Origin of the sequence: Maribacter sp. IgM3_T14_3 (assembly GCF_049603095.1) — a bacterium.
Lineage (GTDB): Bacteria > Bacteroidota > Bacteroidia > Flavobacteriales > Flavobacteriaceae > Maribacter.
Genome location: NZ_CP187138.1, coordinates 2,244,284 through 2,268,585, shown reverse-complemented (window position 1 = coordinate 2,268,585; position 24,302 = coordinate 2,244,284). Strand labels below are relative to the sequence as shown.

Genomic DNA, 24,302 nt, shown 5'->3' with positions numbered 1-24,302 from the left:
ATTATTGTTCAAAAACCATTACTTCCCTGATTTCAACAGTTCCGTCTAAATCATAATCTGGATAATCTTCGGCAATCTTAACCACTGCATCGGCATTTTCAGCCTGAACAATATAATAACCACCGATCAATTCTTTACCTTCTATTAAAGGAGCATCAGTTACTGTGCGTTTAGGTCCTGAAACTCTTTTTACACTAGGTACTAAAGCTTCACCTCCCTTGACAATTCCTTGCTTTTGCATTTTTTCGTTCCAAGCGAACCACTTACCCATTCGCGTTTGTAGTTCTTCTGGAGATAAACCTAATTCTTGGTAATCTGCACCGATGAAAATCATCATAAAATCTTTCATAATTTAACTGTTTTAATTTTACATAGAACTCGCTCTAAGTTCTCATTCTTTACCCCATGACGTTACCAAAACCAAATTGGGGACATTTTTTAGAATTTTTTTTAGAAAGAGAAAAATTAAGGATTATTTAGATGAAACTATCATTGAAAAACTTAGAGATTCAGATTTTTTGACAAATGTCATTCTATATCGTAAAAGCAATGCTTAATTTCGTAAATCGATTTAAAGAAACGAACATATGTCGCATTTTCACCCACTAACGGTAAAACATATTAAAAAATTAACGCCAACTTCTGTTGCCGTTACATTTTCAATTCCGAAAGAATTGGCACAGACTTTCGCCTTTACAGCAGGTCAGTACATCACCATAAAAAAAGAAATTAAAGGAAAAGAACTTAGAAGAGCATATTCTATTAGTTCATCTACAGAAAAAGATGGTATCACCATTGGTATAAAAAAGGTAGATAATGGCGGATTCTCTAACTACGCCAACTCAGAATTAAAAGTTGGTGATACATTAGATGTAATGGAACCAGACGGTCGTTTTGTTTTTAAAACAACCAAAGACGTTCAAAACATTGCAGCCTTTGCCGCAGGTAGTGGTATTACCCCTATAATGAGTATTGTAAAATCTGTTTTAGATAGCAACCCTAAGAACAAATTTGTTTTGGTTTACGGAAACAAATCTTACGAAGAGACTATGTTTTACACCGATTTGGTGAAACTAGAATTAGAATATGCCAATCGGTTTTTTGTTTACTTTACCAATAGTCAAACACGTGAAGACAAGGCTTTATTTGGTAGAATAGACACCTCAACGGTAAATTATGCTTTACTAAATAAGCATAAGGATGTTGATTTTGATGGATACTATTTATGCGGACCAGAAGAGATGATTCGTTTGGTTCAAGATACTTTAGTAGAGAATGAAGTTGAAAAAGATAAAATCCATTTTGAGCTTTTTACTCCCACAGAAATAAAAGAAGAATTACCTGTACAGGCAGAAGGTCAAACTTCGATTACCGTTCTTGTTGACGATGAAGAATTTCAATTTACCATGGATAAAAAGACGGTTATTCTTGACGCCGTTTTAAAAGAAAATATAGATGCACCATACTCTTGCCAAGGCGGAGTTTGCAGTAGCTGTATTGCCAAAGTAACTGAAGGAAAGGCAGAAATGGTCATGAACCAAATTCTTACCGATAAAGAAATCGCAGACGGATTTATTCTTACCTGCCAAGCCCAACCAACGACACCTACTATAAAGGTAGATTATGATGATGTCTAATCTTCTTAGTCCCCGAAGGGGAAACTTATAACTTTAAGAAGTAAAAATTTACTTCTCAAGCGTCATTGCGAGGCACGAAGCAATCTGAACATTAGGAACAACTATTCGACAGATTACTTCACTATGTTCGTAATGACGTTTTTTTTTAGATTATTCTCTTACTCAAAGTCAAAATAAAATTTGTTTGAGTCACCCTTTCTGGGGCGTTGCAATAGCTTTGAAAACATTTTCAATTTTCACAAGCTATGACCATCGAAATCATTGGTGTATTTATCATCATCTCAGCTGTAATTATATTGTTTGCGTTTGAGATTTTTCCGATGGATAAAATATCCTTCTGTATTATTGCCGCCTTATTATTAACAGGTTTGGTTTCTCCCGAAGAAGCCGTCAGCGGATTTTCTAACAAAGCGGTCATTACCATTTTATGTCTGATGATTTTAGCAATAGGATTGGAGGAAAACGGAGCAATATCTTATCTCGCGAAGGGACTCAAAATTTTAAAGAACTGGCCTGTCGTATTAGCCACAGTTGCTATTATGCTCATTGCCGGTAGTATTTCTGCCTTTGTAAGTTCAACCGCTGTAGTAATTGTTTTTATAAAGATAGTTGCTGAGCTACGAGAAAAGTATCAATTACCTCCAGGTAAATTATTATTACCCATATCATTTGCAAGTATTCTGGGTGGTAGTTGTACCCTTATGGGAACCTCAACGAATTTATTGGTCAGTAATATCGCTGCTAGATACACCGGCGAAAAACTCGGATTTTTTGAATTTTCGCTCATGGGAATCACTTTTTTAGGTATTTCTGTAGGTATTATAGCTCTTTTCTATCGTTTTTTACCAAATGACAATGGCGAGCTTTCAGACAATTATGACCTTGATCGCTATCTTTTGACATTGACTATTGAAGAAGATTCGCCTTTAGTCGATAAACCCATTGGCGAAAGCTTTATGTATAAGGAAGTAGATATTACGGTGTTGCGATTATCTAGATATGGCTATGACCAAAATCTTGAAAATCATGATTTACTTATAAAACCGAACGATGTTATTCTTTTACATTGCAGTTTAGAGAATCTACAAAAAATGCGGGGTGAAGGGTATTTTGATATTGATGTAGCCGAAAAAGATCAATTTAAATCCACCAAAAACACTCAAATTAAAAAGGTCGGCAGCTCAGAAAATGATTCTGCAAAGAATACTGACAAGAATGATGAAAGTTTATTGCTAGAACTTTTGTTATTACCTGGATCTAAATTTTTAGGAAGAAATTTAACCGAATTAAAAACGATGTTAATGCCAAGAGCAATACCTCTGGCGGTAAATAAGCGAAAGAAACTACGTATTCTTCAAAACCGATTACATCAAAGTAATCATGAATTTACCAAGTTACACGTTGGTGACCGTTTATTGATACAGACCAAACCCGAATACGTTTCTAATTTTGAAAATAGCAATAGTTTAGCAGTGTTAAATCAATATGAGGGTCGAACGCCTGCTACTCCGTTTAAAAGAAATCTATCCATCCTAATTTTGGTGGCAACGATTGCCATGGCGGCTACAGGAGTTTTTGAGGTCATGACAAGTGTAATTACCGGTACTTTAGCCATGCTCCTTTTTAAGTGCGTAGAGCTGAACCGTATTTATGAAAAGATAAACTGGCAGGTATGATTCCGTTAGGTATCGCCATGAGTAATGCCAAAGCAGATACTTGGATTACTGAAGAGTTATTGGCATTGATGGCAGGTCAACAACCCTTATTTATTATTGGTTTGCTATTTTTGACTACTATGGTTTTAAGTAGCGTCGTATCTAATAACGCTACAGCAATTATAATGGCACCTATAGGAATTTCTTTGGCAAGCGGATTAAGTCTTGACCCAAAACCATTTATTCTTTGTGTAATGTTCGCTGCGAATTTTAGCTTCTTTACTCCCTTAGGCTATCAAACAAATGCCCTAATTTATAGTATGGGAATCTATAAGTTTAAACACTTTTTAGTGATCGGCGGAACAATATCTGTAGTACTGTGGATTGTTGGCACCTTATTATTAAGTGCCATGCTGTAGACCATGAACTATTCTGGAAACATTGTTTCAAATTTTCTCACCGCAGTCTCATACCCTATTGCATAGGCTTTTTCGATGCCTCTTCGATCTAATAAGCCGATGTGTTCCAATTCTTGCGATTCGAGAATAAGGTGGCAATTGTTGATTTTTTGTCGGTTGATGGCATAAATCATCAAACCGGTTACTCTGCCTGTTAATTGAAATGAATTGTTCAGATGCTTCTTCTCTAATTTAGAAACTACCGATACATTACTACCAATTACATACTCTACTCTAGACAAAACTGGTTCTGAAGGAAAATTATTCATTATTCCGCCATCGGCATATAATTCACCATTATATTCTACCGGACTAAAAACAGGAGGTAAAGCGGCAGATGCCAATAAAGGTTTTATCAATTCACCTTTGTCAATAAAAAGCTCTTCTCCCCTTTGCAAATTGGTAGCTACCACGTGAAGCTCTCTATTTAAAGCCTCAAAACTATCATCTGGAAAATACTGTTTGAAGGATGATATATAACTCTCGCTATTCAGTAAACCAGGTTTAGCGACCGCAAAGTAATTGTATTTAAAAAGCGGAGTCTCCTTAAAAAAGCGGAGCATATCAATAACTGGTTTATCGGCTGCATACAACGCACCTACTAAAGCACCAATACTGCTTCCGGAAACAACGCTGGCTTCAATACCAAATTCTTGCATTGCCTTTATAACACCAATATGAGCCATACCTCGAATGCCCCCACCGGAAAGCACCAAACCTACGGACTTAGAACCTAATTGCATCTATCTAGAATTAATTTCAAAAAAAATGCCGAGCAGATACTATTATCCGCTCGGCATAAAATTAGTCATTAAAGCGGACTATGAATCCAATCCGAAGGCATAATAATATTTAGTGCCATCTTCATAAACACCTTCTAACATTACTCCGCCTTTTTTGTTCTCTAAAACAGCAGCAACATCATCAACATCTTTTACACGTTTACCATCAATATGTGTGATAATAAACCCTTCTCTCATTTGAGTTTCACTTTTAATTTTACCAGGATATAATTTGGTAACCTGAACACCGCCATCTAAACCAAACTTCTTAGCGACTTCTTTATTCACGTTTTCAAAATCGGCTCCAAGAAGATTAAAAACTTCTTTCTCTTCCTTTTTAATCATATTGGTACCACCTTGAGAATTTTGAAGCTCTACTTCCAATTCTTTTTCTTTACCATTTCTATTCACCACAATGGCAACCTTATCGCCAGGTCTTTTACCTGCTATAATTTCTTGAAGCCTAGGTGAGGTTCCAGTTTCTTTTCCATTAACGCTAACGATAATATCTCCAGATTCAATACCTGCCAAATCGGCCCCACTATCTTCACCAACTTGCTCTACCCATACCCCTTTGGTAAAGTCCACATTCTTTTCCTTCGCCAGGTTACCATCCATAGTTCTAATAGTAACACCTAACATACCACGCTGTACATTACCGAATTTCAGTAAATCTTCAACTACTTTGGTAACGATATTACTCGGCACTGCAAATCCGTATCCTGTATATGTACCCGTTGTACTAGCAATCGCAGTGTTGATACCGACAAGGTTTCCGTCTAAATTAACCAAAGCACCACCACTATTACCTGGGTTGATAGCAGCATCTGTCTGAATAAAACTTTCTACCGCAAACTTATCTGTATTAATATGAATACTTCTTGCCTTTGCACTTACAATACCTGCAGTAACCGTAGAGTTCAACCCTAACGGATTACCAACTGCCAATACCCACTCCCCTACTTCTACATCATCAGAATTAACCAATGACATCGTTTTTAGATTATCTGCATTTACTTGTAAAAGTGCCAAATCTGTAGTTGGATCGGTACCAATTACCGTAGCTTTATATGATTGGTTATTATATAAGGTTACCTCAACCTCATCGGCATTATCGATAACGTGATTATTGGTAACGATATACCCTTTATCATTAATAATTACTCCCGATCCAGTACCTACTCTTGGTTGAGATTGCATACCATGCGGAGATTGCCCTTTAAACATATCGCCAAAAAACTCTTTAAAAGGATCTGGCAGTTCGCGTGCACCTTGTCTTTGATTCGATGACCCCGTTTGGGTAGATTTAATATGCACTACGGCATCTAAAACTTTTTCAGAGGTCTCGGTAAAATCTAAAGGTTTAATATTTCCTTCGTTATCCCTCGTATATAAAGCCTGTGCACCTGGTACAGATTCTACAACGGTTACTCCTGTAGATTCTTTCAACTCTTGTTTGTTAAAATGTAGTACTCCGTAACTCACTGCAAGCGCAATAATCGCTGAGAAGAAGTAAACCTTCCAAGCTCCTTTTGTATTTGTGTCTGATTTCATATATATTAAATTTTTATAATTCTTCTGATGTCCTAATCGCAATAGCTATGCCATGTCTATGCCTGTCAATGCTAAAAAAATCTAAAATTTTTTGAAATTTTAAGGGATTTTTTAGACTAAGTGGTCTGTAAGCATAAAATTAGCATGGGCAAATACTCAAAAAGAAGTACTTTATCCTATTATATATCATGTTTATAGGTGATTATATAAGTTAGATAATGAACCTTATTGTTTAAAACCGACCACATGGTCTAAAACTGACATTTTGACTTAAAGTAAGATATTTCGTCTATTATAATGATACAAATTAGTTATACTTAGAAAACCTTTGTTTTATTTTTACGTAAGTTTAACAACGAGAAAGAAAATTTAATTGAATTCACACGGTACTACTGCAATTTTGGTATTTGCCAATTCCGCCAAAGAAGACTTGGCGAATAAGTCAATTCCTAAAGGTGAGCAATTATTTGATGTACTAACCAAAACCACTCTTAAAAAAGCAAAAAACACAGGTTTACCTGTTTTTCATTTTTCAGATAAAGATCAAGTTGGCGCTACTTTTGGCGAACGTTTTACAAATGCTATTGCTACTGTTTTTGATAAAGGATTTTCTAATTTAATTACCATTGGTAATGATACTCCCCATTTAAAAACGCAACACCTTAAACATACTGCTAACCAATTAGCTTTAGGTAAGACTGTAATTGGTCCTTCTATTGATGGCGGTTTCTATTTGTTAGGTTTACAAAAATCTAACTTTGAAGTTGCTGAATTTCAAAATTTACCATGGCAACGATTCAGCTTATACCACCAAATTTCATTGTGGTTACAAGAAGAATCGTCTGAATTAATAAAATTACCTGTTCTACAAGATTTGGATAACGAAAGAGATTTAAAGTCTATCCTATCATTTTCTACTGATCTATCATCAACCATATTACTGTTGATCATCAGTTTATTAAAAAGAAGCAAAATTCTATACCACACTAAACAGAACTTCTCTGCTGTATTTCCTAACAGCTTTCTTTATAACAAAGGCTCTCCTGTAGTTTCATTTATCTAGACCCCCTTTGTCCAATAGTTGGATAAATGAAAACTCAGTTCAAAGCTATATATGAAACACTTAGTACTAGTGTTGACATTGTTTATAATAAACATGGTCAATGCTCAAGAAACAATTACAGGTATTGTTACCGATACCGATGGAAATACGATACCGTACGTAAACATTCTACTGTCTGGCACCGTAACTGGATCGACCACCAATGAAAATGGTTTTTATACTATTGATATACCCAACCTCGAAGGGGCTATTGAATTTTCAGCTTTAGGGTATAAAACTCAAGTAGTTTCTATAAACAATAGACGAACCATTAATCTTACTTTAAATGATTCATCTGAAGTTTTAGACGAAGTCGTATTAACCGCATTAGGGTTGAAACGAGAAACCAAAGAATTAGGTTATGTAGTTCAAAGTTTAGACGCCAAGGGAGTTACGGAGGTAAAATCTGTAAATTTCTTGGATAACCTTTCAGGGAAATTAGCAGGTGTAACTATTAACCAAGGCGCAACTGGCCTTGGTTCTTCCTCAAAAATTACTATTCGTGGAGAAGCTTCTTTCTCTAATAACAATCCGTTGTTTATTGTAGATGGAGTGCCTATTAATAACAACTCGGTTTTTAATTTTACCAGTGAAGCTGCTGCCGGCTTTCAAGAAATTGATTTCGGTAACGGAGCTATGGAGGTAAACCCTGATGATATTGCCGAAGTATCCGTTTTAAAAGGTCCAAGTGCAGCAGCACTATACGGAACAAGAGCTTCTAATGGTGTTATTATTATTGAAACTAAAAGTGGTAAAAACACGAAAGGATTGGGAGTAAGCTACAACACCAGCTTTTTTGTGGATTCCGCTTTTCAACTACCTGATTTTCAAAATGAATACGGACAAGGTAATTCTGGTGAGTTTGCTTTTATAGACGGATTAGGTGGTGGCACCAATGACTTAATTACCTACAGTTGGGGACCTCGTTTAGATGTTGGTAACTTAATTCCCCAATACGATAGTCCGGTAACATTGGCAGATGGCACTGTTGTTCGCGGTGGCGATACTGCTCTTTATAACGGTAATACAATAACACCAACGGAGTTTAAATCGAATCCTGATAACTTGAAGAACTTCTATGAAACCGGAACTACCCTGATTAATAATATTGCTATTTCAAACGGATTTGACAAAGGCAATTATCGACTTTCTTTTACAGATCTTCGTAGTGAGTCGATTATTCCAGGGGTTAATTTAGACAGACAAACTATTAGTACACGATTGAGTTTTCAACCTATTAATAAGCTCCGCATCAATTCATCCATAAGTTATATCAATTCTAATAGTGATAACAGGCCATCAAATGGCTACGGATCAGAAAACGCAAATTATTCTTTGGTAGCATGGGGACCACGTTCCTTGAATATTGAAAATTTAAAAAACTATTGGCAACCTGGCTTAGAAGGCATACAACAGTATTCTTATAACTATACGTTTTTTGACAATCCTTATTTTATCCTTAATGAAAACACCAACTCTTTCAACCGGGATCGGGTTTTTGGAAATATTTCAGCTAGCTACGATATCACAGAAAATTTAACAGCGTCCATTAGAACAGGAATGGATTACTCTAGTGAACTACGTCAATTAAAAAGAGCCTATAGTTCTAATCGATTCTCAAATGGTGGTTATGCTGAGCATGATGTGTTCTACAGAGAGGTAAATACCGATTTTCTATTGAACTATGCAAATCTGTTCAATGACTTTAAAGTTGATGTATCTCTTGGCGGTAATCGATTAGACCAAAAAGCATTTACCTCACAAGCACAAACCACAAGTTTGGCCCAACCGGGTATTTTTAGATTATCGAATGCCGCTTCACCAATTGAAGTGTTCGAATTTGAATCCAATAAAAGAATAAACAGTTTTTACGGCTTGGCAAAATTCGGATACAAAGACTATCTTTTCTTAGATGTCACAGGCAGAAACGATTGGTCTAGTGCATTAGCAACTCCGTTTTCAGTAGATAACACCTCATTCTTTTATCCGTCTGTATCTAGTAGTTTTATACTATCAGAAGTAGTTGATTTACCTAAAGCAATTTCATTTGCAAAACTAAGAGCTAGTTGGGCACAGGTTGGTAACGATACAAATCCGTACCAGACTACAGGTGCATTTGTTTCGCAAACACCATTTAATAGTCAGCCGACTTTTAGTAATTCAAATACTATCGCAAACGCGAATCTTAAACCAGAATTAACATCTTCATTTGAAGTAGGTGCAGATGTAAGATTCTTTGGCGACCAACTAAGATTTGATGTTTCGTATTATAACGCATTGACCAAAGACCAAATCATTTCTTTACCTATAGGTATCTCTTCTGGTTATACCCAACAAGTAGTTAATGGTGGCGAAGTTCGCTCTAAAGGTGTCGAGATTATTTTGGGCGTATCGCCAGTAATAAGTCAGAATTTAAAATGGAATAGTACCTTAAATTTTAGCACGAACAAGTCTACTGTTGAAAGTTTACCACAAGACGAAGGTCGATTAACACTGGCATACTCTAGAATATACGACAGTCAAAACCAAACGGTATTTTTACAGGCAGAAGAAGGCGGTCGCGTTGGTGATTTATACGGAACTGGCTATTTGAAAAACGAAAATGGAGATTTTATCTTAACGGATGAAGGCAGATACATTCCAGATAATGAACTACAAAAATTAGGGAATTACAATCCAGATTTTATGTTGGGTTTCAATAACCAGTTCAATTATAAGAATTGGAATATGGGTTTCCTTTTCGATTGGCGACAAGGCGGAATCATAGTTTCCAGAACAAGAGCATTAGGTAATGTTGGTGGTCAGCTGGCAGAAACAGCTTTTAGACCAGAAGGTGGTATCGTGCCCGAAGGCGTTGTAAATACAGGTACTACAGAGAATTCTGTGTATACTGAAAATACAGTGGCAGTTTCAGCCGAAAGTTACTATCGTCAGTTTTATGATAGAAATCATGAAGAAAACAATACGTATGATGCTTCCTTCTTAAAGCTGCGACAACTATCCATTGGTTATACGTTTGACAATCTTAGTCTTTTCAATCAAGATGCAACGCTGAGTTTATCTCTAATTGGAAAGAACTTGTTCGCCATTACAGAAAATCCGCATTTTGATCCAGAGCAATTAGCGGTACAAGGGCAAGGGTTTATTAGTGGTGTTGAAGATATGTCATACGCCACCACAAGAAGCATAGGTTTCAAAGCCGGATTTAATTTTTAAGAAAAAAAGATGAAACATATATATAGCATTCTAATCTTATTATTGGTCGTTGGCTGCACAAAAGATTTTGAAGAAATTAATACGAATACCAATGATCCTGTAGCGGTACAACCTAGTCTATTGTTAAGACAGGTTATCTATGATTTTGGCGAACAAATGTCATATGAAGGTTTTACTGCAGGCAATCTGTTAGGTCAATATAGTACGGCACTAGATTTTAACTTATTTGATCGTCATGATTTGAAATCTCCACAATTAGGTGGAAATCCGTGGCCTATATTCTATCAGAACTTACGAGACAACGAAATTATATTGAATCTATCTCAAGAAAATACCGCCTTGACGGTCTATGAAGGACCTGCAAGAATAATGAAAGCCTACATGGCAGCAGGGTTAACAGATTTATTTGGAGATGTTCCTTATTCAGAAGCATTCAAAGGTGATACGGAAACCGTTACTCCAATCTATGATTCTCAAGAATCCATTTACATGGATGAAGATGGTGTTTTTGATAATCTTGACAAAGGTATCGCTGCTTTAGAAAACTATACCGGTACAATTTCGCTAGAAGGTGATATTCTGTTTAATGGAGATTTAGACGGATGGATTCGTTTTGCAAATTCGCTAAAGATTAAATATCTAATGCGAGTTTCGGGCAAAATAGATGTTGCCGCCCAATTACAAACCATAGCCGCCGAAGGTAATTTCATTGATGATAACAGCGAAAATGCGATTTTCAACTTTACCGATGGTGAGCCGAATAGTTTTAGACTGGCACAACTTAGGGTTGGTGATTTTAATAATTACGTGCTTTCTGAAACAATGGATGAAATTTTGACAAGTTTAAACGACCCACGTATCGCACAATTGTATCAACCATTCGCCAATAGCACGGATGGTAAATATAATGGATTATTAAATGGGATTGATGCCTCTGCCGGAGTCTCGTTAGCTGATTACTCTTTGCTAGGTGCAATTTTTAGAGAAAATACAGGGCTTTTAGACGCCAATTTCATGACAAGCATGGAAACTCACTTCCTATTGGCTGAAGCTGCTCAAAAAGGGCTTATAACAACTGATACCGAAACGTTGTATAACACAGGAGTAACTCAAGCTTTTGATTACTGGCAAGTAGACCTACCTGCCGATTATTTAACGGTTGATGCCGCACTGGACAATGGTAACGCATTAGAAAATATCATTACTCAAAAATGGATTGCGAATAGCATAAACGGGTATGAAGGTTGGGTTGAATATAGAAGAACAGGTTTTCCACAATTGAAAACGATATCGGCTAGTTTGAATAATGATTTAATTCCAATTCGAATGCCTTATCCTTCTGAAGAAGAAGCTTTAAATAGTATCAATTATACCAATGCTTCAAACAATACGGAAGGCAATAGTATAAATGTACCTGTTTGGTGGGATGAGTAACAGAGTTAGGAGTTAGGAGTTAGGAGTTAGGAGTTAGGTAAGAACAAAAAAATGACTGAAGTAAAAATTTGGCAATGGGGATTAATAATAGCATCAAGTTTGGTGATGTTTTTCCTTTCACCATGGGCAAAAGACACTAACCAGTTTTTTAAGGCAGTCCAGAAAAAGAAAGCACCCAATACATTTATGTTAATGGGTAGTTTAATTATCTCATGGATTTTTGCAAAGAGCATTACGAACGCGGCAAATTTAGGATTAGATTTTGGTATCGTTGGTGGCGTAGCTTATGCAGGGTATTATTTGTCTTTTGCCGTAGCAGGTATCGTCATTTACAAAATGAGACTTCATGGTAAATACACCAGTATTCATCATTTTCTATCTTCAAAATTCGGTAAATCTGCCGTGACTATATTCTCCATATTGATTGCATTTAGATTGTTCAATGAAGTCTGGAGTAATACCATGGTGATAGGATCTTACTTTGGCGAAATTGGTTCTAGTGCCTACTATTTATCCATTTTAATATTTACAGCACTAACATTAGCCTATGTACTAAAAGGAGGTATGAGCAGTTCAATTTTTACCGATGTTGTCCAAATGGGATTATTTACCCTTCTTCTAGCGGTAATATTGTTCACAATTTTTGGTAAGGAAACTAATTTATCTGTAACTGAAGTTGCAAATTCTGGAATATGGTCTTTTGAAACAGGTCTTAATTTACTGTTCGCAGCACTACTACAATCTTTCAGCTATCCCTTTCATGATCCGGTTTTAACGGATAGAGGATTTATCAGCAGTCCAAAGATTACACTAAAAAGTTTTTTATGGGCAAGCGTATTGGGTGCTATTTGTATAATTCTATTTAGTATTATTGGTGTTTACGCACAAACTCAAGGAATGAAAGGCCAGGCAGCTGTACAAGTAGGTAGGGCATTTGGAACAATCATATTATTGGTTATCAATTTCATCATGATCACCTCTGCAGCTTCTACTTTAGATTCTACTTTTTCCTCATTCTCTAAACTATTGGCTCTTGACTTAAACTTAGGAAACAGTTTAAAATTCGGTCGTTGGTCAATGGTTGCTATTGCAGTGTTAGGTACAATTCCTGTTTTTTTAGATGCAGAGATATTATCTGCTACTACCATTAGCGGAACTATGGTCATAGGATTGACACCTATTTTTATATTTTGGAAAGACAAAGCTCCTAAAATCAGTTTTCATTTAAGTGTTTTTGTCGGATTGTTGTTTGGCTTCCTATTAATTTTTAATTGGTTTCCAGAAAATATGATATTTACCACTGGTAAATACGCCAGTTTACTTTGGATTAATTTTTGGGGCATCATCTGTTGCCTATTCGTTTATATAATACCTACATGGATAAAGAAATAAAACATATTGGTGTAAAAGAAGGAAAGCTATTGCTTTTTGGAGGGGTTTATAGCAACCTACAAGCTTTAGAGAAATTAATTTCTATTGCTGAGGAGGCTGGTGTAAAACCAGAGAACTGTATTAGTACCGGCGATTTAACCGGTTACTGTGCACAACCTGAAGAAACTATTCAATTGTTTCAAAAATGGGGTGCATTAAGCATTGCAGGTAACGTAGAACTACAACTAGCTAGTGACAGTGAAGACTGTGGATGTGATTTTAAAAGTGGTAGCCGTTGCGATGATTTTTCAAAAATGTGGTTTCCGTATACGAAAGGGCATTTATCGCAACAATCTTTATATTGGATGAAAGAAATACCAGAGTACATCAGTTTTGATTATGCTGGTAAAAAAGTAACCGTAGTCCATGGAAACTATGGAAATACTTCTGAATTTGTGTTTAAGTCAAATGCCACCGAAAGTAAAGAACGATGTTTTAATGAGACTAAAAGTGATATCATCATAGCAGGGCATTGCGGTCTACCATTTCATCAATCTATAAAAGATCACCTATGGCTAAATCCTGGAGTAATTGGCATGCCCGCAAATGATGGCACTACTAGAGTTTGGTATATGCTTTTGGATGTTATTGATGGCGAAGTAAGCTACACACATCAATCATTTGAATACGATGCCGAAACAGCACAAAAATTAATGTATAAAAATCATTTACCTGAAGCCTATGGAGACACGCTTACTTCAGGTATTTGGGACAACATGGAAATTCTCCCAGAAATAGAAAAAATGGGGCAGGGAATTCCAATTCATTTTAACCAAGAACAAAAAGATTCAATAAAACCTAAAACACAAAAAAAGATGGCAAATACGTATTACGACCCAGCAGATTTAAGAAAATTCGGAAAAATTACAGAGTGGAGCGAAGAGCTAGGAACAAAATTTTTCGATTATTATGGTAAGGTTTTCGAAGAAGGCGCACTAAGTGCTAGAGAGAAATCCCTAATTGCATTAGCAGTTTCGCATGTGGTAAAGTGTCCGTATTGCATTGATGCATATACCAAAGACGGATTGCAAAAAGGAATTACGAAAGAAGAGATGATGGAGGCGGTACATGTAGGTGCTGCCATTGAAAGTGGAGCAACATTGGTTCATGGTGTACAGATGATGAATAAGTATAATAAATTGTCCATGTAAATTTCGTTGTTGGTTGTTCGTTGATGGTTGTTCGTAACAGCCTTCTTCAACAATCAATACAGTGAAATTAAAGCTGGTTTAAAAAATATTGCAAATAGAATATTCAATATGAATATCCATGTAAAAAAAAGAAATTAAATGTTGTGAAGTTAGAGTTTAATGCATTTGTACAAAATGCCAACAACGAACAACGAACAACGAACAACTAAAAAATGGCTACAAAATCATTAAAAGCAAAAGGAAACGATTTAGCAGTTTCCAATAAGCAGTTAGAAATATTGAACGGAGGCATATTTGCTGATGGAGAGCTTCCTTACTTTAAAGATAAAATTTCCGAAATAGGTCATTTTCCTTTGCGTCCTAAAAAGCTAGAGATCTTGCAAATTAATGTCGGTTACATGTGTAACCAAGTTTGTGAGCATTGCCATGTAGATGCTGGTCCGGATCGTAAGGAAATTATGACCCGTGAAACGATGAAACAGTGTTTAGATGTCATTAAAAATACAGGAGCTCACACTTTAGATTTAACTGGTGGTGCACCAGAAATGAATCCTGATTTTGAGTGGTTCGTAGAAGAAGCTGCAAAAGCCGGAATCAAAGATTTCATTGTTCGTTCTAACTTGACTATTATAAGGGCAAACAAGAAATACTATCACTTACCAGATTTCTTTAAAAAACATAACGTGCACGTTATTTCTTCAATGCCACACTACACGCGTGGTAAAACCGATAAGCAAAGAGGTGACGGAGTTTTCGATAAATCGATTAAAGCATTACAAGAATTAAACGAAAGAGGGTATGGAATGCCTGGTAGCGATTTAAGGCTGGATTTAGTTTATAATCCATCAGGTGCATATTTACCGGGTGACCAAGCAGCGATGGAAAAAGATTTCAAAAAAGCTTTAAAAGAGGATTTTGATATTCAGTTTCATAGTCTTTTTGCCATTACAAATTTACCCATTGCACGTTTCTTAGACTACTTAATAGCATCTGAGAATTATGAAGATTATATGTATGCGCTAGTAGAAGCTTATAACCCTGCAGCAGTAGAAAATGTAATGTGTACCAATACCATTTCTATTAGCTGGGATGGTTGGTTGTATGATTGTGATTTTAACCAAATGCTAGACCTAAAAGTAGCTAGTAAAGTAAAACATATTAAAGATTATAATGAAGATGTGTTAAACGATAGAAACATTATCATATCACAGCATTGTTATGGTTGTACAGCAGGTGCCGGTAGTAGTTGCCAGGGGACTGTTGCTTAATACAATTTAGGATGAAATTAAAGAACCGTTTGATGATTTATATTGAGCGGTTTTTTGTTTTAAACGAACTCATTCTACTATAAACCAACCAAATACATCACGTACAGAACTGACCACTTAGTTTGTTTAGTAGTGTAAAAAAGATGCTATACACCGATTAAATGGTCGTTTATCGAAAAAAAAATGCATCTAATCTATAAATACTGAGGTTGTTTGACAATCTGGCGTTCAATAAAAAGACCACATGGTCGGATTTACCCAAATCTAAATATTATGAACAAAAGCCTTAAGCGCATGGCAACCATGCAACGTTTACAGAACACCGGATTAGAATTGTTTTATGCCCAAGGGTATTACGATACTAGTGTAGATGATATTCTAAAAAAACTAGATCTTTCTAAAGGTGCTTTTTATTATCACTTCGAATCTAAAGAAGATTTTTTTATACAAATTATAGAAAATCTTCTTGCACGTAAAATATATAGCACCTTAATAGAACCTATTGAGGGTCATGATAATCCATTAACACTTATTACAAAATGTTTCGACGATGCCTTGGAAACCGCAGTTCATAATGAAATGGATTATGGTTGTGTTCTAAGTAATTTTTTGGCCGAATTCAATGGTAAGAATGATGTTGTTATGCGTCATCTAAATGAGATTGTTACTGTATGGGAGGTAAATCTAGTAACTGCTTTACAAAAAGGAAAATTTAATGGCTATTTAGACCGCCATGCAGATTGTGAAGCTGCAGCTACTTTTATGATGAGCTCTTATTTCGGGGTAAGAACCTTAATGACAAGTACAGCACCTGCTTCTAAGAAATATAGATTTATGTCTCAGCTACGTCAATATTTTAAAAGCATAGAAGCTAAGCCCGTTAATTCTTAAACCGACGTACTTGAAATTTCACTTATTTTCTGAACGATAGTTGCTGGTAGTATGGTTTCCATGACTTTATCGTAACCTTCAGGATACTTATTTCCATAAATGGAAGTTGGTATAGCAGGATATTTTTTTCTGTCGGATATAAGAGCATTACTCGCTGGTTGATTAAAAGGTGAAAAACCAGCATACGGATGTGTTACACCCCAAATTGTTACGGTTTGCACACCGAACATAGCGGCTAAATGCGCATTGCCACTATCCATCGCCAACATTAAATTAAGGTTGGATATTAAGCTTAATTCATCTGAGAATGATAATTTTCCAGCAGCATTATAGCAATTGTTAAACTGAGCTTCCCATTTTTCTAAAACTTCTATTTCTTTTTTTCCGCCACCAAATAATACAATCTGATATTTGTTGGATAAATTCAATGTACTTAGTACCTCTTCCATCAAAAGTTGCGGATACATTTTTCCACTAAAAGCTGCAAAAGGAGCTATACCGATTATTACCTTTTCTTCAGGATTAATCAAACTTTTTACTGAATTAGGAATTAGTCTTTTAGATAAGGTTTCCATCTCACTTATAATAACAGGATAACCAAGCTTGCTAAAAACCACAGCATAGCGTTCAAAAGTAGTTGGTAAAGGTTTAAAAGATGTTCGATTCGGATTTATTAAAGCTTTCTTAGCTGTCCTTCCCTTATCCACTTGAATGAATGGAATGGTAGAAAATTTAAAAAACTGTTTTAGAATAGAACTACGTAGAACATTATGCAAATCTGCAACTGCATCAATCTGTAACGCCTTTAATTCTTTGTATAATTTCCAAAGACCCAAAATGCCTTTATTCTTTCCTTTTACATCGGCTTTAAAAACGGAGACATTTGGGATATTTTCAAAAATTGGCGCAGTAAAGGCTTTTGTTAAAACCGTAATTTTAAGGTGAGGATATTTTGTTAAAACCCCTAAAATAATGGGAACAGTCATAGCGACATCTCCCATTGCGGAAAGTCGTATGACCAGAATATGCTTGTTTTTATTTATTGCCACGAAGGATGGGGTTTAGTTCCTCATCATTATACATTTTCATTTGCTTATATACCTTCATATACTTTGTACCGCTTTCAATATCAGCAAGTAATTGGTCAATAGCTACAAAAAGGTCGTTTTTTTGTTCAAGCAAGATTTCTAATTTAACTTGACATTTTTCTCTATGCGCTAAAGAAGCATCTGCTCTAATAGTTTCCTCTTTCATATGATAGATTTTCAGTGCTAAAATAGATAGACGATCAATTGCCCAAGCGGGACTCTCGGTATTAATAGTAGCGTCAGACTTAACATCTACCGATTGGTATTTTTTTAGAAAATAACTATCAATGAACTCTACCAAGTCAGTTCTATCTTGATTACTAGCATCAATCTTACGCTTTAAAACTAAGGCGTCGTCAGGGTTTATATCCGGATTTCTAATGATATCCTCATAATGCCATTGCACGGTGTCAATCCAGTTTTTGCGATACAACAAGTGCTCTATTTCTTCTTTCGAATAAGGATTATGAAAACTTTGATACACATCATCTTCAATATGATATTTTTCAATACTGGTATTAAATATATTAAATGCGAATTCGCTAAACATATGAGCCTTTTTTACAAAGATAAAGTTTAAAGGGTAAACCTAAAGTTTCACAACAAAAACTATAATGGGTATTAAAATACTAGAAACAAGAATTAATTCTAGAAACTTAGGTTTCTTAATAGATTCTAAATAATTGACAATAAAAATTACCGAAGGAAAAAAGGTGATTATCACGGCGTTATTATTTTCTGAAGTAACCAATACATTAACCACCAACCCTATAACAAAAGAAAATGCAATAAGTCTCATAACGATTACCTTACCTACACCCGACTTACTTAAATGAACGAAAGCAGAAAAAGCAAAAGCTATGTTGAACAAAGCATACAATGTCATTTTTAAGCTAGTCCACCATTTAATGGGGAATATAGCGTCATAATTGATTGCAAAATCATAATGTTCAAGAATAAAATTAGGCTTGTCAAGTAAAACTAATATACCGTACAGTATCATAAAAAAACAGACGCCAACCGATATGATTACCAACCAGTTTCGTATATTTTTTGGTTCATAAATATATATTGCTGCAAAAACCAAAAGCAAATAAAGTAAAGCCCATTCATAGAATACACTTGAAATGCAGATCCAAAGTGAGGCGTCAAAAATCTTAAGTTTAATATTCTTTAAAGACTTAATACTTAACAACCTCCTCATGGCCAGCAATAGAAAAAAACTGGTAAAAATGGCATTATTATTACCTAGCGTCTCAGGAAAAACCACAAAAAGCAGGGTGAAAAACAAAATTGCAAAAGAATTTGTACCGGTAAGTTTGTTACGCTTAACAACCAAGTCAACAATAAAAACACTAAATAATAAAATCGTCAAAATACCGATTGACGGAGCAATTTCTACATTGCTCATCGATACATCAAAGAAGTAAAATTGGACTGCCCAGTAGAAAAGAAACAAAAAAACCAGAAGAATGATGAAATTCACCGGTTTTGTTTTCTCAAAAATGCTTGAAATCATCTAAGCTTTTTATATTTTTGCTGGTAAATATAGTAATAAGATGAAATCATTTTTTGAAGGTATCGCAGATTTGTTCGTAAATGTACTATTTGCACCGTTAGATTTTTTACGTTTTACAGATAGTTGGGCTTTATCAAATATCTTAAATTGGATATTTATGTTGATAGGCTCTGTAGCATTTGTGTATTGGATGCTTCAATTGAAGAAATATAATGATAACGGTGAAGAAGATAAGTCGAGCACTTCTCACTCTTACTTATAATATCAAATTAAATCTCATATCAGTTTTTAATCTTTAAAAACTGATATGAGATTATATATTAAAGATCGAAACCAAGATCTTTTCTATAATTCATTCCTTCAAAGGAAAGCTTCTCTACATTTTTATACGATTGAGCCAGTGCCGATTTAAAATCAGCACCAAAGGATGTAATTGCCATTACCCTACCACCGTTAGTAACCACTTTACCATCTTTGAGTGTAGTACCTGCGTGAAATACAAGAGATTCAGTAATAGAATCAATTCCAGTAATTTCTTTTCCTTTTTCATAAGATCCTGGATAACCCCCAGAAACAGTCATTACTGTTGTAGCCGTTCTATCATCTAACTTTAAATCAATATCAGATAATGTTTGATTAGCTACCGCTTGTAGAAGTTCAACTATATCGTTCTGAATACGGGGAAGTACAACTTCAGTTTCTGGATCGCCCATTCTAACATTATACTCGATAACCTTAGGATCTTCACCTACTTTAATCAATCCGATGAAAATAAATCCTTTATAAGGCATATTATCCTTTTTAAGACCATCTACCGTAGGTTTTACAATTCGCTGCTCTATCTTATCCATAAAAGCCTTATCGGCGAAAGGAACCGGTGAAATAGCGCCCATACCGCCAGTATTGAGTCCGGTATCACCCTCACCTATTCTTTTATAATCTTTTGCTGTTGGTAGCACTTTGTAACTATCACCATCGGTTAGCACAAAAACACTTAGTTCAATGCCATCAAGAAACTCTTCAATAACAACAGTTGCACTTGCAGCACCAAACTTCTCATCAACCAACATTGATTTTAATTCAACCTTGGCTTCGTTTAAGTCATTGAGAATAACTACACCTTTACCAGCAGCCAATCCGTCAGCTTTTAAAACAAAGGGAGGATTTAATTCTTCCAAAAATTTAAATCCGTCTTCAACAGTCTCAGCCGTAAAACTTTTATACTGAGCGGTAGGTATTTCATGACGCATCATAAATTCTTTCGCAAACTCTTTACTACCTTCTAAAGTAGCCGCTAATTTCTCGGGACCGATAACAGCAACTTTTTTTAATTCTTGATCACCAAGAAAAAAATCGTGAATTCCGTTTACCAAAGGATCTTCAGGACCAACCATAACAAGTTTAATATTCTCCTTTAAAACTAATTTCTTAATAGCTTCAAAATCATTTACACCAATTGGTATGTTTGTTGCGATTTTTTCTGTACCAGCATTTCCTGGTGCCACGAAAAGTTTTGATAATTTATTACTTTGTGCCAATTTCCAAGCAAAAGTATGCTCGCGACCACCTGATCCTAGAATTAAAATATTCATCTATTCAATTTTAGCAAAACCACTGTTTGCTCTTTAATAATATTATTTTGTAGAGAAATCTCTATGCTCTTTCTTTTGTAAGTCTTCTTGAGACAAGGATTTGAAATAATCGTATACGATTTTTAATCCTTCTGCCCTATGAACTTTCGGTTCCCAACCCAAAATCTCCTTTGCTTTGGTAATATCTGGCTGACGTTGTGTAGGATCATCTTGAGGTAGTGGTTTGTAAACCACTTTTTGTTTGGTTCCTGTTAAAGCAATAATCTCTTCTGCAAATTCTTTGATAGTTGTTTCATGCGGATTTCCAATATTAACAGGATCTGTATAATCACTAAATAGCAATCGGTATATTCCTTCGACCTGATCATCTATATAGCAGAATGATCTACTTTGAGAACCATCTCCAAAGACGGTTAAATCTTCTCCTCGTAACGCTTGCCCCATAAAAGCAGGTACCACCCTACCATCGTTTAAACGCATTCTAGACCCATAGGTATTAAATATGCGAACGATACGGGTATCTAGTCCGTGATGTCTATGATAAGCCATTGTAATGGACTCCATGAAGCGCTTAGCCTCATCATAAACTCCACGTGGGCCTATTGGGCTAACATTTCCATAATACTCTTCATTTTGAGGGTGTACTAATGGGTCGCCATACACTTCAGAAGTAGAAGCAACCAATATTCTAGCATATTTCTCTTTTGCAAGACCAAGTAAATTAAGAGTACCCAATGATCCTACTTTTAAAGTTTCAATTGGAATCTTCAAATAATCAATGGGACTTGCGGGTGATGCAAAGTGCAAGATATAATCCAACTTTCCTTCTAAATGAACGAAGGTAGAAACATCATGGTGATGAAACTCGAAATGCTCTAATGGAAAAAGATGAGCTATGTTCTTTAAATCTCCTGTAATAAGATTGTCCATTCCAATGACGTGGAAACCTTCAGCAATAAAACGGTCGCACAAGTGAGAACCCAAAAAACCAGCAGCACCTGTAATTAATATTTTTTTCATAATAATTCTAGTAGGCTTTTTCTTCTCCCTTAAATAAGTTTGTGACAGTTTGAATAATAATACCTAAATCCAATAACAAAGACCAATTTTCAAGGTAAAAAATATCATATTTTACTCTGTTGATTATATCTGTATCTGCCTCTATCTCTCCTCTAAAGCCACTAACCTGAGCTAAACCAGTTATACCTGGCTTTACACTGTGTCTTAACATATATCTATTGGCTTTCTTCATATAAACTTCAGAAAGAGAAACCATGTGTGGTCTTGGCCCTACAACCGACATCTGACCAAAGAATACATTATAAAATTGAGGCATTTCGTCTAAACTAGTCTTTCTAATAAATTTTCCTATTTTGGTAACTCGCATATCGTTCTTTGTAACATGTAGAGCATCATTACCACGGTTAACTGCCATCGAGCGATATTTGAAACAATAAAACTCACCATTATCAAGTCCATGCCTTTTTTGTAAAAACAACGTTGGTCCTTTAGACTCTAACTTGATTAAAATAGCCATTAATGGGGTTAACCAAGACAAAACAAGCAATATAACTACTGAAGAAAAAACGATATCAAACGCTCTCTTGATAAACGCATTTATAGGATCATGTAGTGCTATTTTACGTAAAGATAAAATTGGAATATAGTCGTAATACTCGTATTTCAAGTTTCTAGCAAAAATGTCTTTATTATCCGGAATAAACTTTAGTGTTCTTAAGTTGTTTTCTGCAAAGTCAACAAGATGTGTTATTTGATCATTAGATAACTCAGCTACAGAAAAATATATTTCATCAATATTATTTTCTACAACGTATTCTAAACATTTCATTAAAGAAAAGTTTTTATCCCTAACAGAAAATTTAGCTCTAAAATTAAATCCATATTCTAATTTCGAATTAAAAATTTTAATGAGCTGTCTAGTTTTAGCATTATCACCAATTACAATAACACTTCTTCCATTCCCTTTTAATAAAACTCTGAATTTTTTAAGCAGAAAAAATGTAAGAAACTTGAAGAAAACAACAACAACTGTAATAAAGATTATATAATGAGCTAAGGCGAGTCGACCAACATGAGGTTGTTTAAAAAAGCCGATATAAGCGTAAACAACAACCACAAATATTATAACCTGCCTTATCGACAGAGAAAACAATTGAATAGCTCTTGCCTGTCTTTCTACTTCGTAGAAGCCATTTTTAACAGCTATGATAATCCATGCAATGGTAACGTAACCAATAAAGATAAAATGATTGACAAGAAATATATCAAATAAAAAAACTCCACAAACTAGTACAGTCAAATCAATCAAAGCCACTAAAGGTTTAATTAGTTTAGACCACCTACCTTCTTTATAATTCAACTTCTTTATTATTTATTATTCGTTCAAAAATACTAATCTAGTAACAGCTGCAAATTAAATGATTTAGAATAAGAAATGCTAGTGTGCACCAGTCTAAAAAAACAACACTAAAATGCAAAGTAAGTTTTTTACTTTATACGAAAATCTTACATCTCCTAATCAAAGACTTCATGTATCCAATTATCGATACTATATTTTTGATAAACTTCAGTGGGTATTTCTATATACGGTCCTTCAAGAAATTCTAATGTAATTCTAGGGTTATCCCTTTCTATTACCAGAATATTATTTGAATTATAAAAATCATAGTTTACAATATCCTTGTTAGTAGTAATCAACTTTTTTCTGGCTCCTAAAATCTCAATAGTACGCATTGTAAGCCCCCTTTGAACAGGTCTTTCTATATCAAGAACACATTTAGAGTTTTGGACAATATTTAAAATATCGTTCTTTTGTAAGGAATTAAAGCTAAAATCATCTTTTTTAGCAAATCTAAATGCCTTTGAAAACAATTTTCTAGCATAGAATATTTTAATGTCTTGCAAGTAAATAAAAAAGTAGTATTTCCAGTTATTCTTGTTACATAATTTTTTTACCCTAGACACAATTTCATATCGATCTGTATGACCGGTTCCTATAAAACTGATATCATATTTTAAATCTGAAGATTGATTCAAATTCTTATAATCATCTAGATAAAAAAGTGCTCTAAATGATAAGTGCTTATTTTCTTTGACGTCTGCAGGGTCAAAAGACTTTATCGTGTCAAATTGAGGAAATAGTTTTTCGACTGAGGGGCAATTTTCTATAGAATCCCACATATATAACACAAATTTTGCTTTTGGTTGGCTCTTCTTTAGCTTTTCTAATTTATCCTCTGTTATAGCCTCAGCTTTTAAAAAGAAAACGAAATCGTATTCTGTTTTACTATTATTTTGAATTATATCTTCATAGTATTTATCCAGTCTTTTTTTCAACAGACGTTTATCTAGACGAATCATCGCCTTGTAAAAGAAAGTGTTTTTTGGCCGCTCATCATATGCTTCTACCTCTGCACCCAATGAGCTCAGTTTTGCCGAAATTTCATTCTGATAACCAAAAAAATTTGCCGAAAAGAACAATACCTTCTTATCCTGGAACATAT

General features: G+C 35.0%; 21 protein-coding genes and 1 pseudogene. 12 read left to right on the top strand and 10 right to left on the bottom strand.

Annotated elements, in window-relative coordinates; genetic code table 11:
* Position 1 precedes the first annotated feature (1 nt).
* Positions 2-349 (bottom strand): YciI family protein, encoded by a 348-nt coding sequence (locus tag ACPF9A_RS10130; RefSeq protein ID WP_424004089.1) that lies wholly within the window; start codon positions 347-349, stop codon positions 2-4.
* A gap of 238 nt (positions 350-587) precedes the next feature.
* On the opposite strand from ACPF9A_RS10130, the gene ACPF9A_RS10125 reads away from it, so the two are divergent.
* From ACPF9A_RS10125 to ACPF9A_RS10115, 3 genes are all read left to right on the top strand, one after another.
* On the top strand, positions 588-1,637 hold the full coding sequence (locus tag ACPF9A_RS10125; protein WP_424004087.1) for a 2Fe-2S iron-sulfur cluster-binding protein: 1,050 nt from the start codon (positions 588-590) through the stop codon (positions 1,635-1,637).
* A 245-nt stretch (positions 1,638-1,882) separates the two neighbouring features.
* Positions 1,883-3,313 carry an SLC13 family permease gene (locus tag ACPF9A_RS10120; RefSeq protein WP_424004085.1) on the top strand — a complete coding sequence of 477 codons (1,431 nt, stop codon included), beginning with the start codon at positions 1,883-1,885 and terminating at the stop codon, positions 3,311-3,313.
* Positions 3,310-3,711 carry an SLC13 family permease gene (locus ACPF9A_RS10115; protein ID WP_424004083.1) on the top strand — a complete coding sequence of 134 codons (402 nt, stop codon included), beginning with the start codon at positions 3,310-3,312 and terminating at the stop codon, positions 3,709-3,711. The genes ACPF9A_RS10120 and ACPF9A_RS10115 overlap by 4 nt, the downstream gene beginning before the upstream one ends.
* Positions 3,712-3,719: 8 nt before the next feature.
* Here the strand turns inward: ACPF9A_RS10115 and ACPF9A_RS10110 are convergent, their stop codons facing one another.
* Together ACPF9A_RS10110 and ACPF9A_RS10105 are read right to left on the bottom strand one after the other, a co-directional pair.
* Positions 3,720-4,493: a patatin-like phospholipase family protein gene (locus ACPF9A_RS10110; protein ID WP_424004081.1), complete on the bottom strand. Its 774-nt coding sequence runs from the start codon at positions 4,491-4,493 to the stop codon at positions 3,720-3,722.
* 78 nt (positions 4,494-4,571) lie between these two features.
* The gene (locus tag ACPF9A_RS10105; protein WP_424004079.1) at positions 4,572-6,086 is read right to left on the bottom strand and encodes a Do family serine endopeptidase; all 1,515 of its coding nucleotides are present in this window, start codon (positions 6,084-6,086) and stop codon (positions 4,572-4,574) included.
* Between the two features lie 373 nt (positions 6,087-6,459).
* On the opposite strand from ACPF9A_RS10105, the gene ACPF9A_RS10100 reads away from it, so the two are divergent.
* The 8 genes and pseudogenes from ACPF9A_RS10100 (at position 6,460) to ACPF9A_RS10065 (ending at position 16,579) form a co-directional block, all read left to right on the top strand.
* Positions 6,460-7,149, top strand: a complete 690-nt coding sequence (locus ACPF9A_RS10100; RefSeq protein ID WP_424004077.1) for a TIGR04282 family arsenosugar biosynthesis glycosyltransferase — start codon at positions 6,460-6,462, stop codon at positions 7,147-7,149.
* A gap of 51 nt (positions 7,150-7,200) precedes the next feature.
* Positions 7,201-10,404: a SusC/RagA family TonB-linked outer membrane protein gene (locus ACPF9A_RS10095; protein WP_424004075.1), complete on the top strand. Its 3,204-nt coding sequence runs from the start codon at positions 7,201-7,203 to the stop codon at positions 10,402-10,404.
* A gap of 9 nt (positions 10,405-10,413) precedes the next feature.
* Positions 10,414-11,838 carry a SusD/RagB family nutrient-binding outer membrane lipoprotein gene (locus ACPF9A_RS10090; protein WP_424004073.1) on the top strand — a complete coding sequence of 475 codons (1,425 nt, stop codon included), beginning with the start codon at positions 10,414-10,416 and terminating at the stop codon, positions 11,836-11,838.
* 51 nt (positions 11,839-11,889) lie between these two features.
* Entirely contained in the window at positions 11,890-13,230 is a 1,341-nt protein-coding gene (locus ACPF9A_RS10085) for a sodium:solute symporter (protein WP_424004071.1), read from the top strand.
* A pseudogene (locus ACPF9A_RS10080) lies at positions 13,215-13,844 on the top strand (metallophosphoesterase family protein); the annotation flags it as partial. The gene ACPF9A_RS10085 and the pseudogene ACPF9A_RS10080, both read left to right, overlap by 16 nt.
* A 240-nt stretch (positions 13,845-14,084) precedes the next feature.
* Positions 14,085-14,420, top strand: a complete 336-nt coding sequence (locus tag ACPF9A_RS10075; protein WP_081819435.1) for an arsenosugar biosynthesis-associated peroxidase-like protein — start codon at positions 14,085-14,087, stop codon at positions 14,418-14,420.
* A gap of 212 nt (positions 14,421-14,632) precedes the next feature.
* Positions 14,633-15,688: an arsenosugar biosynthesis radical SAM (seleno)protein ArsS gene (arsS, locus tag ACPF9A_RS10070; RefSeq protein WP_424004069.1), complete on the top strand. Its 1,056-nt coding sequence runs from the start codon at positions 14,633-14,635 to the stop codon at positions 15,686-15,688.
* A 273-nt stretch (positions 15,689-15,961) separates the two neighbouring features.
* Entirely contained in the window at positions 15,962-16,579 is a 618-nt protein-coding gene (locus ACPF9A_RS10065) for a TetR/AcrR family transcriptional regulator (RefSeq protein ID WP_424004067.1), read from the top strand.
* Here ACPF9A_RS10065 and ACPF9A_RS10060 read toward each other — a convergent pair.
* The 3 genes from ACPF9A_RS10060 to ACPF9A_RS10050 are packed head-to-tail and all read right to left on the bottom strand — an operon-like array spanning position 16,576 to position 19,186.
* Positions 16,576-17,628 (bottom strand): glycosyltransferase family 9 protein, encoded by a 1,053-nt coding sequence (locus ACPF9A_RS10060; RefSeq protein WP_424004065.1) that lies wholly within the window; start codon positions 17,626-17,628, stop codon positions 16,576-16,578. The genes ACPF9A_RS10065 and ACPF9A_RS10060 overlap by 4 nt on opposite strands.
* Positions 17,615-18,217, bottom strand: a complete 603-nt coding sequence (locus ACPF9A_RS10055; RefSeq protein WP_424004063.1) for a DUF4254 domain-containing protein — start codon at positions 18,215-18,217, stop codon at positions 17,615-17,617. Before ACPF9A_RS10055 ends, ACPF9A_RS10060 begins: the two co-directional genes overlap by 14 nt.
* Before the next feature lie 39 nt (positions 18,218-18,256).
* On the bottom strand, positions 18,257-19,186 hold the full coding sequence (locus ACPF9A_RS10050; RefSeq protein WP_424004061.1) for a hypothetical protein: 930 nt from the start codon (positions 19,184-19,186) through the stop codon (positions 18,257-18,259).
* 40 nt (positions 19,187-19,226) lie between these two features.
* Here ACPF9A_RS10050 and ACPF9A_RS10045 point away from each other — a divergent pair, with 40 nt between their 5' ends.
* On the top strand, positions 19,227-19,448 hold the full coding sequence (locus ACPF9A_RS10045) for a DUF6341 family protein (protein WP_424004059.1): 222 nt from the start codon (positions 19,227-19,229) through the stop codon (positions 19,446-19,448).
* Between the two features lie 58 nt (positions 19,449-19,506).
* Here the strand turns inward: ACPF9A_RS10045 and purD are convergent, their stop codons facing one another.
* The 4 genes from purD to ACPF9A_RS10025 form a co-directional block, all read right to left on the bottom strand.
* On the bottom strand, positions 19,507-20,778 hold the full coding sequence (purD, locus tag ACPF9A_RS10040) for a phosphoribosylamine--glycine ligase (RefSeq protein WP_424004057.1): 1,272 nt from the start codon (positions 20,776-20,778) through the stop codon (positions 19,507-19,509).
* Positions 20,779-20,820: 42 nt separating this feature from the next.
* Positions 20,821-21,798 carry a UDP-glucuronic acid decarboxylase family protein gene (locus ACPF9A_RS10035; protein WP_424004055.1) on the bottom strand — a complete coding sequence of 326 codons (978 nt, stop codon included), beginning with the start codon at positions 21,796-21,798 and terminating at the stop codon, positions 20,821-20,823.
* A gap of 7 nt (positions 21,799-21,805) precedes the next feature.
* Positions 21,806-23,158, bottom strand: a complete 1,353-nt coding sequence (locus tag ACPF9A_RS10030) for an exopolysaccharide biosynthesis polyprenyl glycosylphosphotransferase (RefSeq protein WP_424004053.1) — start codon at positions 23,156-23,158, stop codon at positions 21,806-21,808.
* 155 nt (positions 23,159-23,313) lie between these two features.
* Entirely contained in the window at positions 23,314-24,300 is a 987-nt protein-coding gene (locus ACPF9A_RS10025; RefSeq protein ID WP_424004051.1) for a hypothetical protein, read from the bottom strand.
* Positions 24,301-24,302 lie beyond the last annotated feature (2 nt).

Excerpts from the sequence above, each read along its gene's own strand:
- ACPF9A_RS10130 (WP_424004089.1), bottom strand. The coding sequence starts at position 349 with ATGAAAGATTTTATGATGATTTTCATCGGTGCAGATTACCAAGAATTA.
- ACPF9A_RS10125 (WP_424004087.1), top strand. The coding sequence starts at position 588 with ATGTCGCATTTTCACCCACTAACGGTAAAACATATTAAAAAATTAACG.
- ACPF9A_RS10120 (WP_424004085.1), top strand. The coding sequence starts at position 1,883 with ATGACCATCGAAATCATTGGTGTATTTATCATCATCTCAGCTGTAATT.
- ACPF9A_RS10115 (WP_424004083.1), top strand. The coding sequence starts at position 3,310 with ATGATTCCGTTAGGTATCGCCATGAGTAATGCCAAAGCAGATACTTGG.
- ACPF9A_RS10110 (WP_424004081.1), bottom strand. The coding sequence starts at position 4,493 with ATGCAATTAGGTTCTAAGTCCGTAGGTTTGGTGCTTTCCGGTGGGGGC.
- ACPF9A_RS10105 (WP_424004079.1), bottom strand. The coding sequence starts at position 6,086 with ATGAAATCAGACACAAATACAAAAGGAGCTTGGAAGGTTTACTTCTTC.
- ACPF9A_RS10095 (WP_424004075.1), top strand. The coding sequence starts at position 7,201 with ATGAAACACTTAGTACTAGTGTTGACATTGTTTATAATAAACATGGTC.
- ACPF9A_RS10090 (WP_424004073.1), top strand. The coding sequence starts at position 10,414 with ATGAAACATATATATAGCATTCTAATCTTATTATTGGTCGTTGGCTGC.
- ACPF9A_RS10085 (WP_424004071.1), top strand. The coding sequence starts at position 11,890 with ATGACTGAAGTAAAAATTTGGCAATGGGGATTAATAATAGCATCAAGT.
- ACPF9A_RS10075 (WP_081819435.1), top strand. The coding sequence starts at position 14,085 with ATGGCAAATACGTATTACGACCCAGCAGATTTAAGAAAATTCGGAAAA.
- arsS (WP_424004069.1), top strand. The coding sequence starts at position 14,633 with ATGGCTACAAAATCATTAAAAGCAAAAGGAAACGATTTAGCAGTTTCC.
- ACPF9A_RS10065 (WP_424004067.1), top strand. The coding sequence starts at position 15,962 with ATGAACAAAAGCCTTAAGCGCATGGCAACCATGCAACGTTTACAGAAC.
- ACPF9A_RS10055 (WP_424004063.1), bottom strand. The coding sequence starts at position 18,217 with ATGTTTAGCGAATTCGCATTTAATATATTTAATACCAGTATTGAAAAA.
- ACPF9A_RS10050 (WP_424004061.1), bottom strand. The coding sequence starts at position 19,186 with ATGATTTCAAGCATTTTTGAGAAAACAAAACCGGTGAATTTCATCATT.
- ACPF9A_RS10045 (WP_424004059.1), top strand. The coding sequence starts at position 19,227 with ATGAAATCATTTTTTGAAGGTATCGCAGATTTGTTCGTAAATGTACTA.
- purD (WP_424004057.1), bottom strand. The coding sequence starts at position 20,778 with ATGAATATTTTAATTCTAGGATCAGGTGGTCGCGAGCATACTTTTGCT.
- ACPF9A_RS10035 (WP_424004055.1), bottom strand. The coding sequence starts at position 21,798 with ATGAAAAAAATATTAATTACAGGTGCTGCTGGTTTTTTGGGTTCTCAC.
- ACPF9A_RS10025 (WP_424004051.1), bottom strand. The coding sequence starts at position 24,300 with ATGTTCCAGGATAAGAAGGTATTGTTCTTTTCGGCAAATTTTTTTGGT.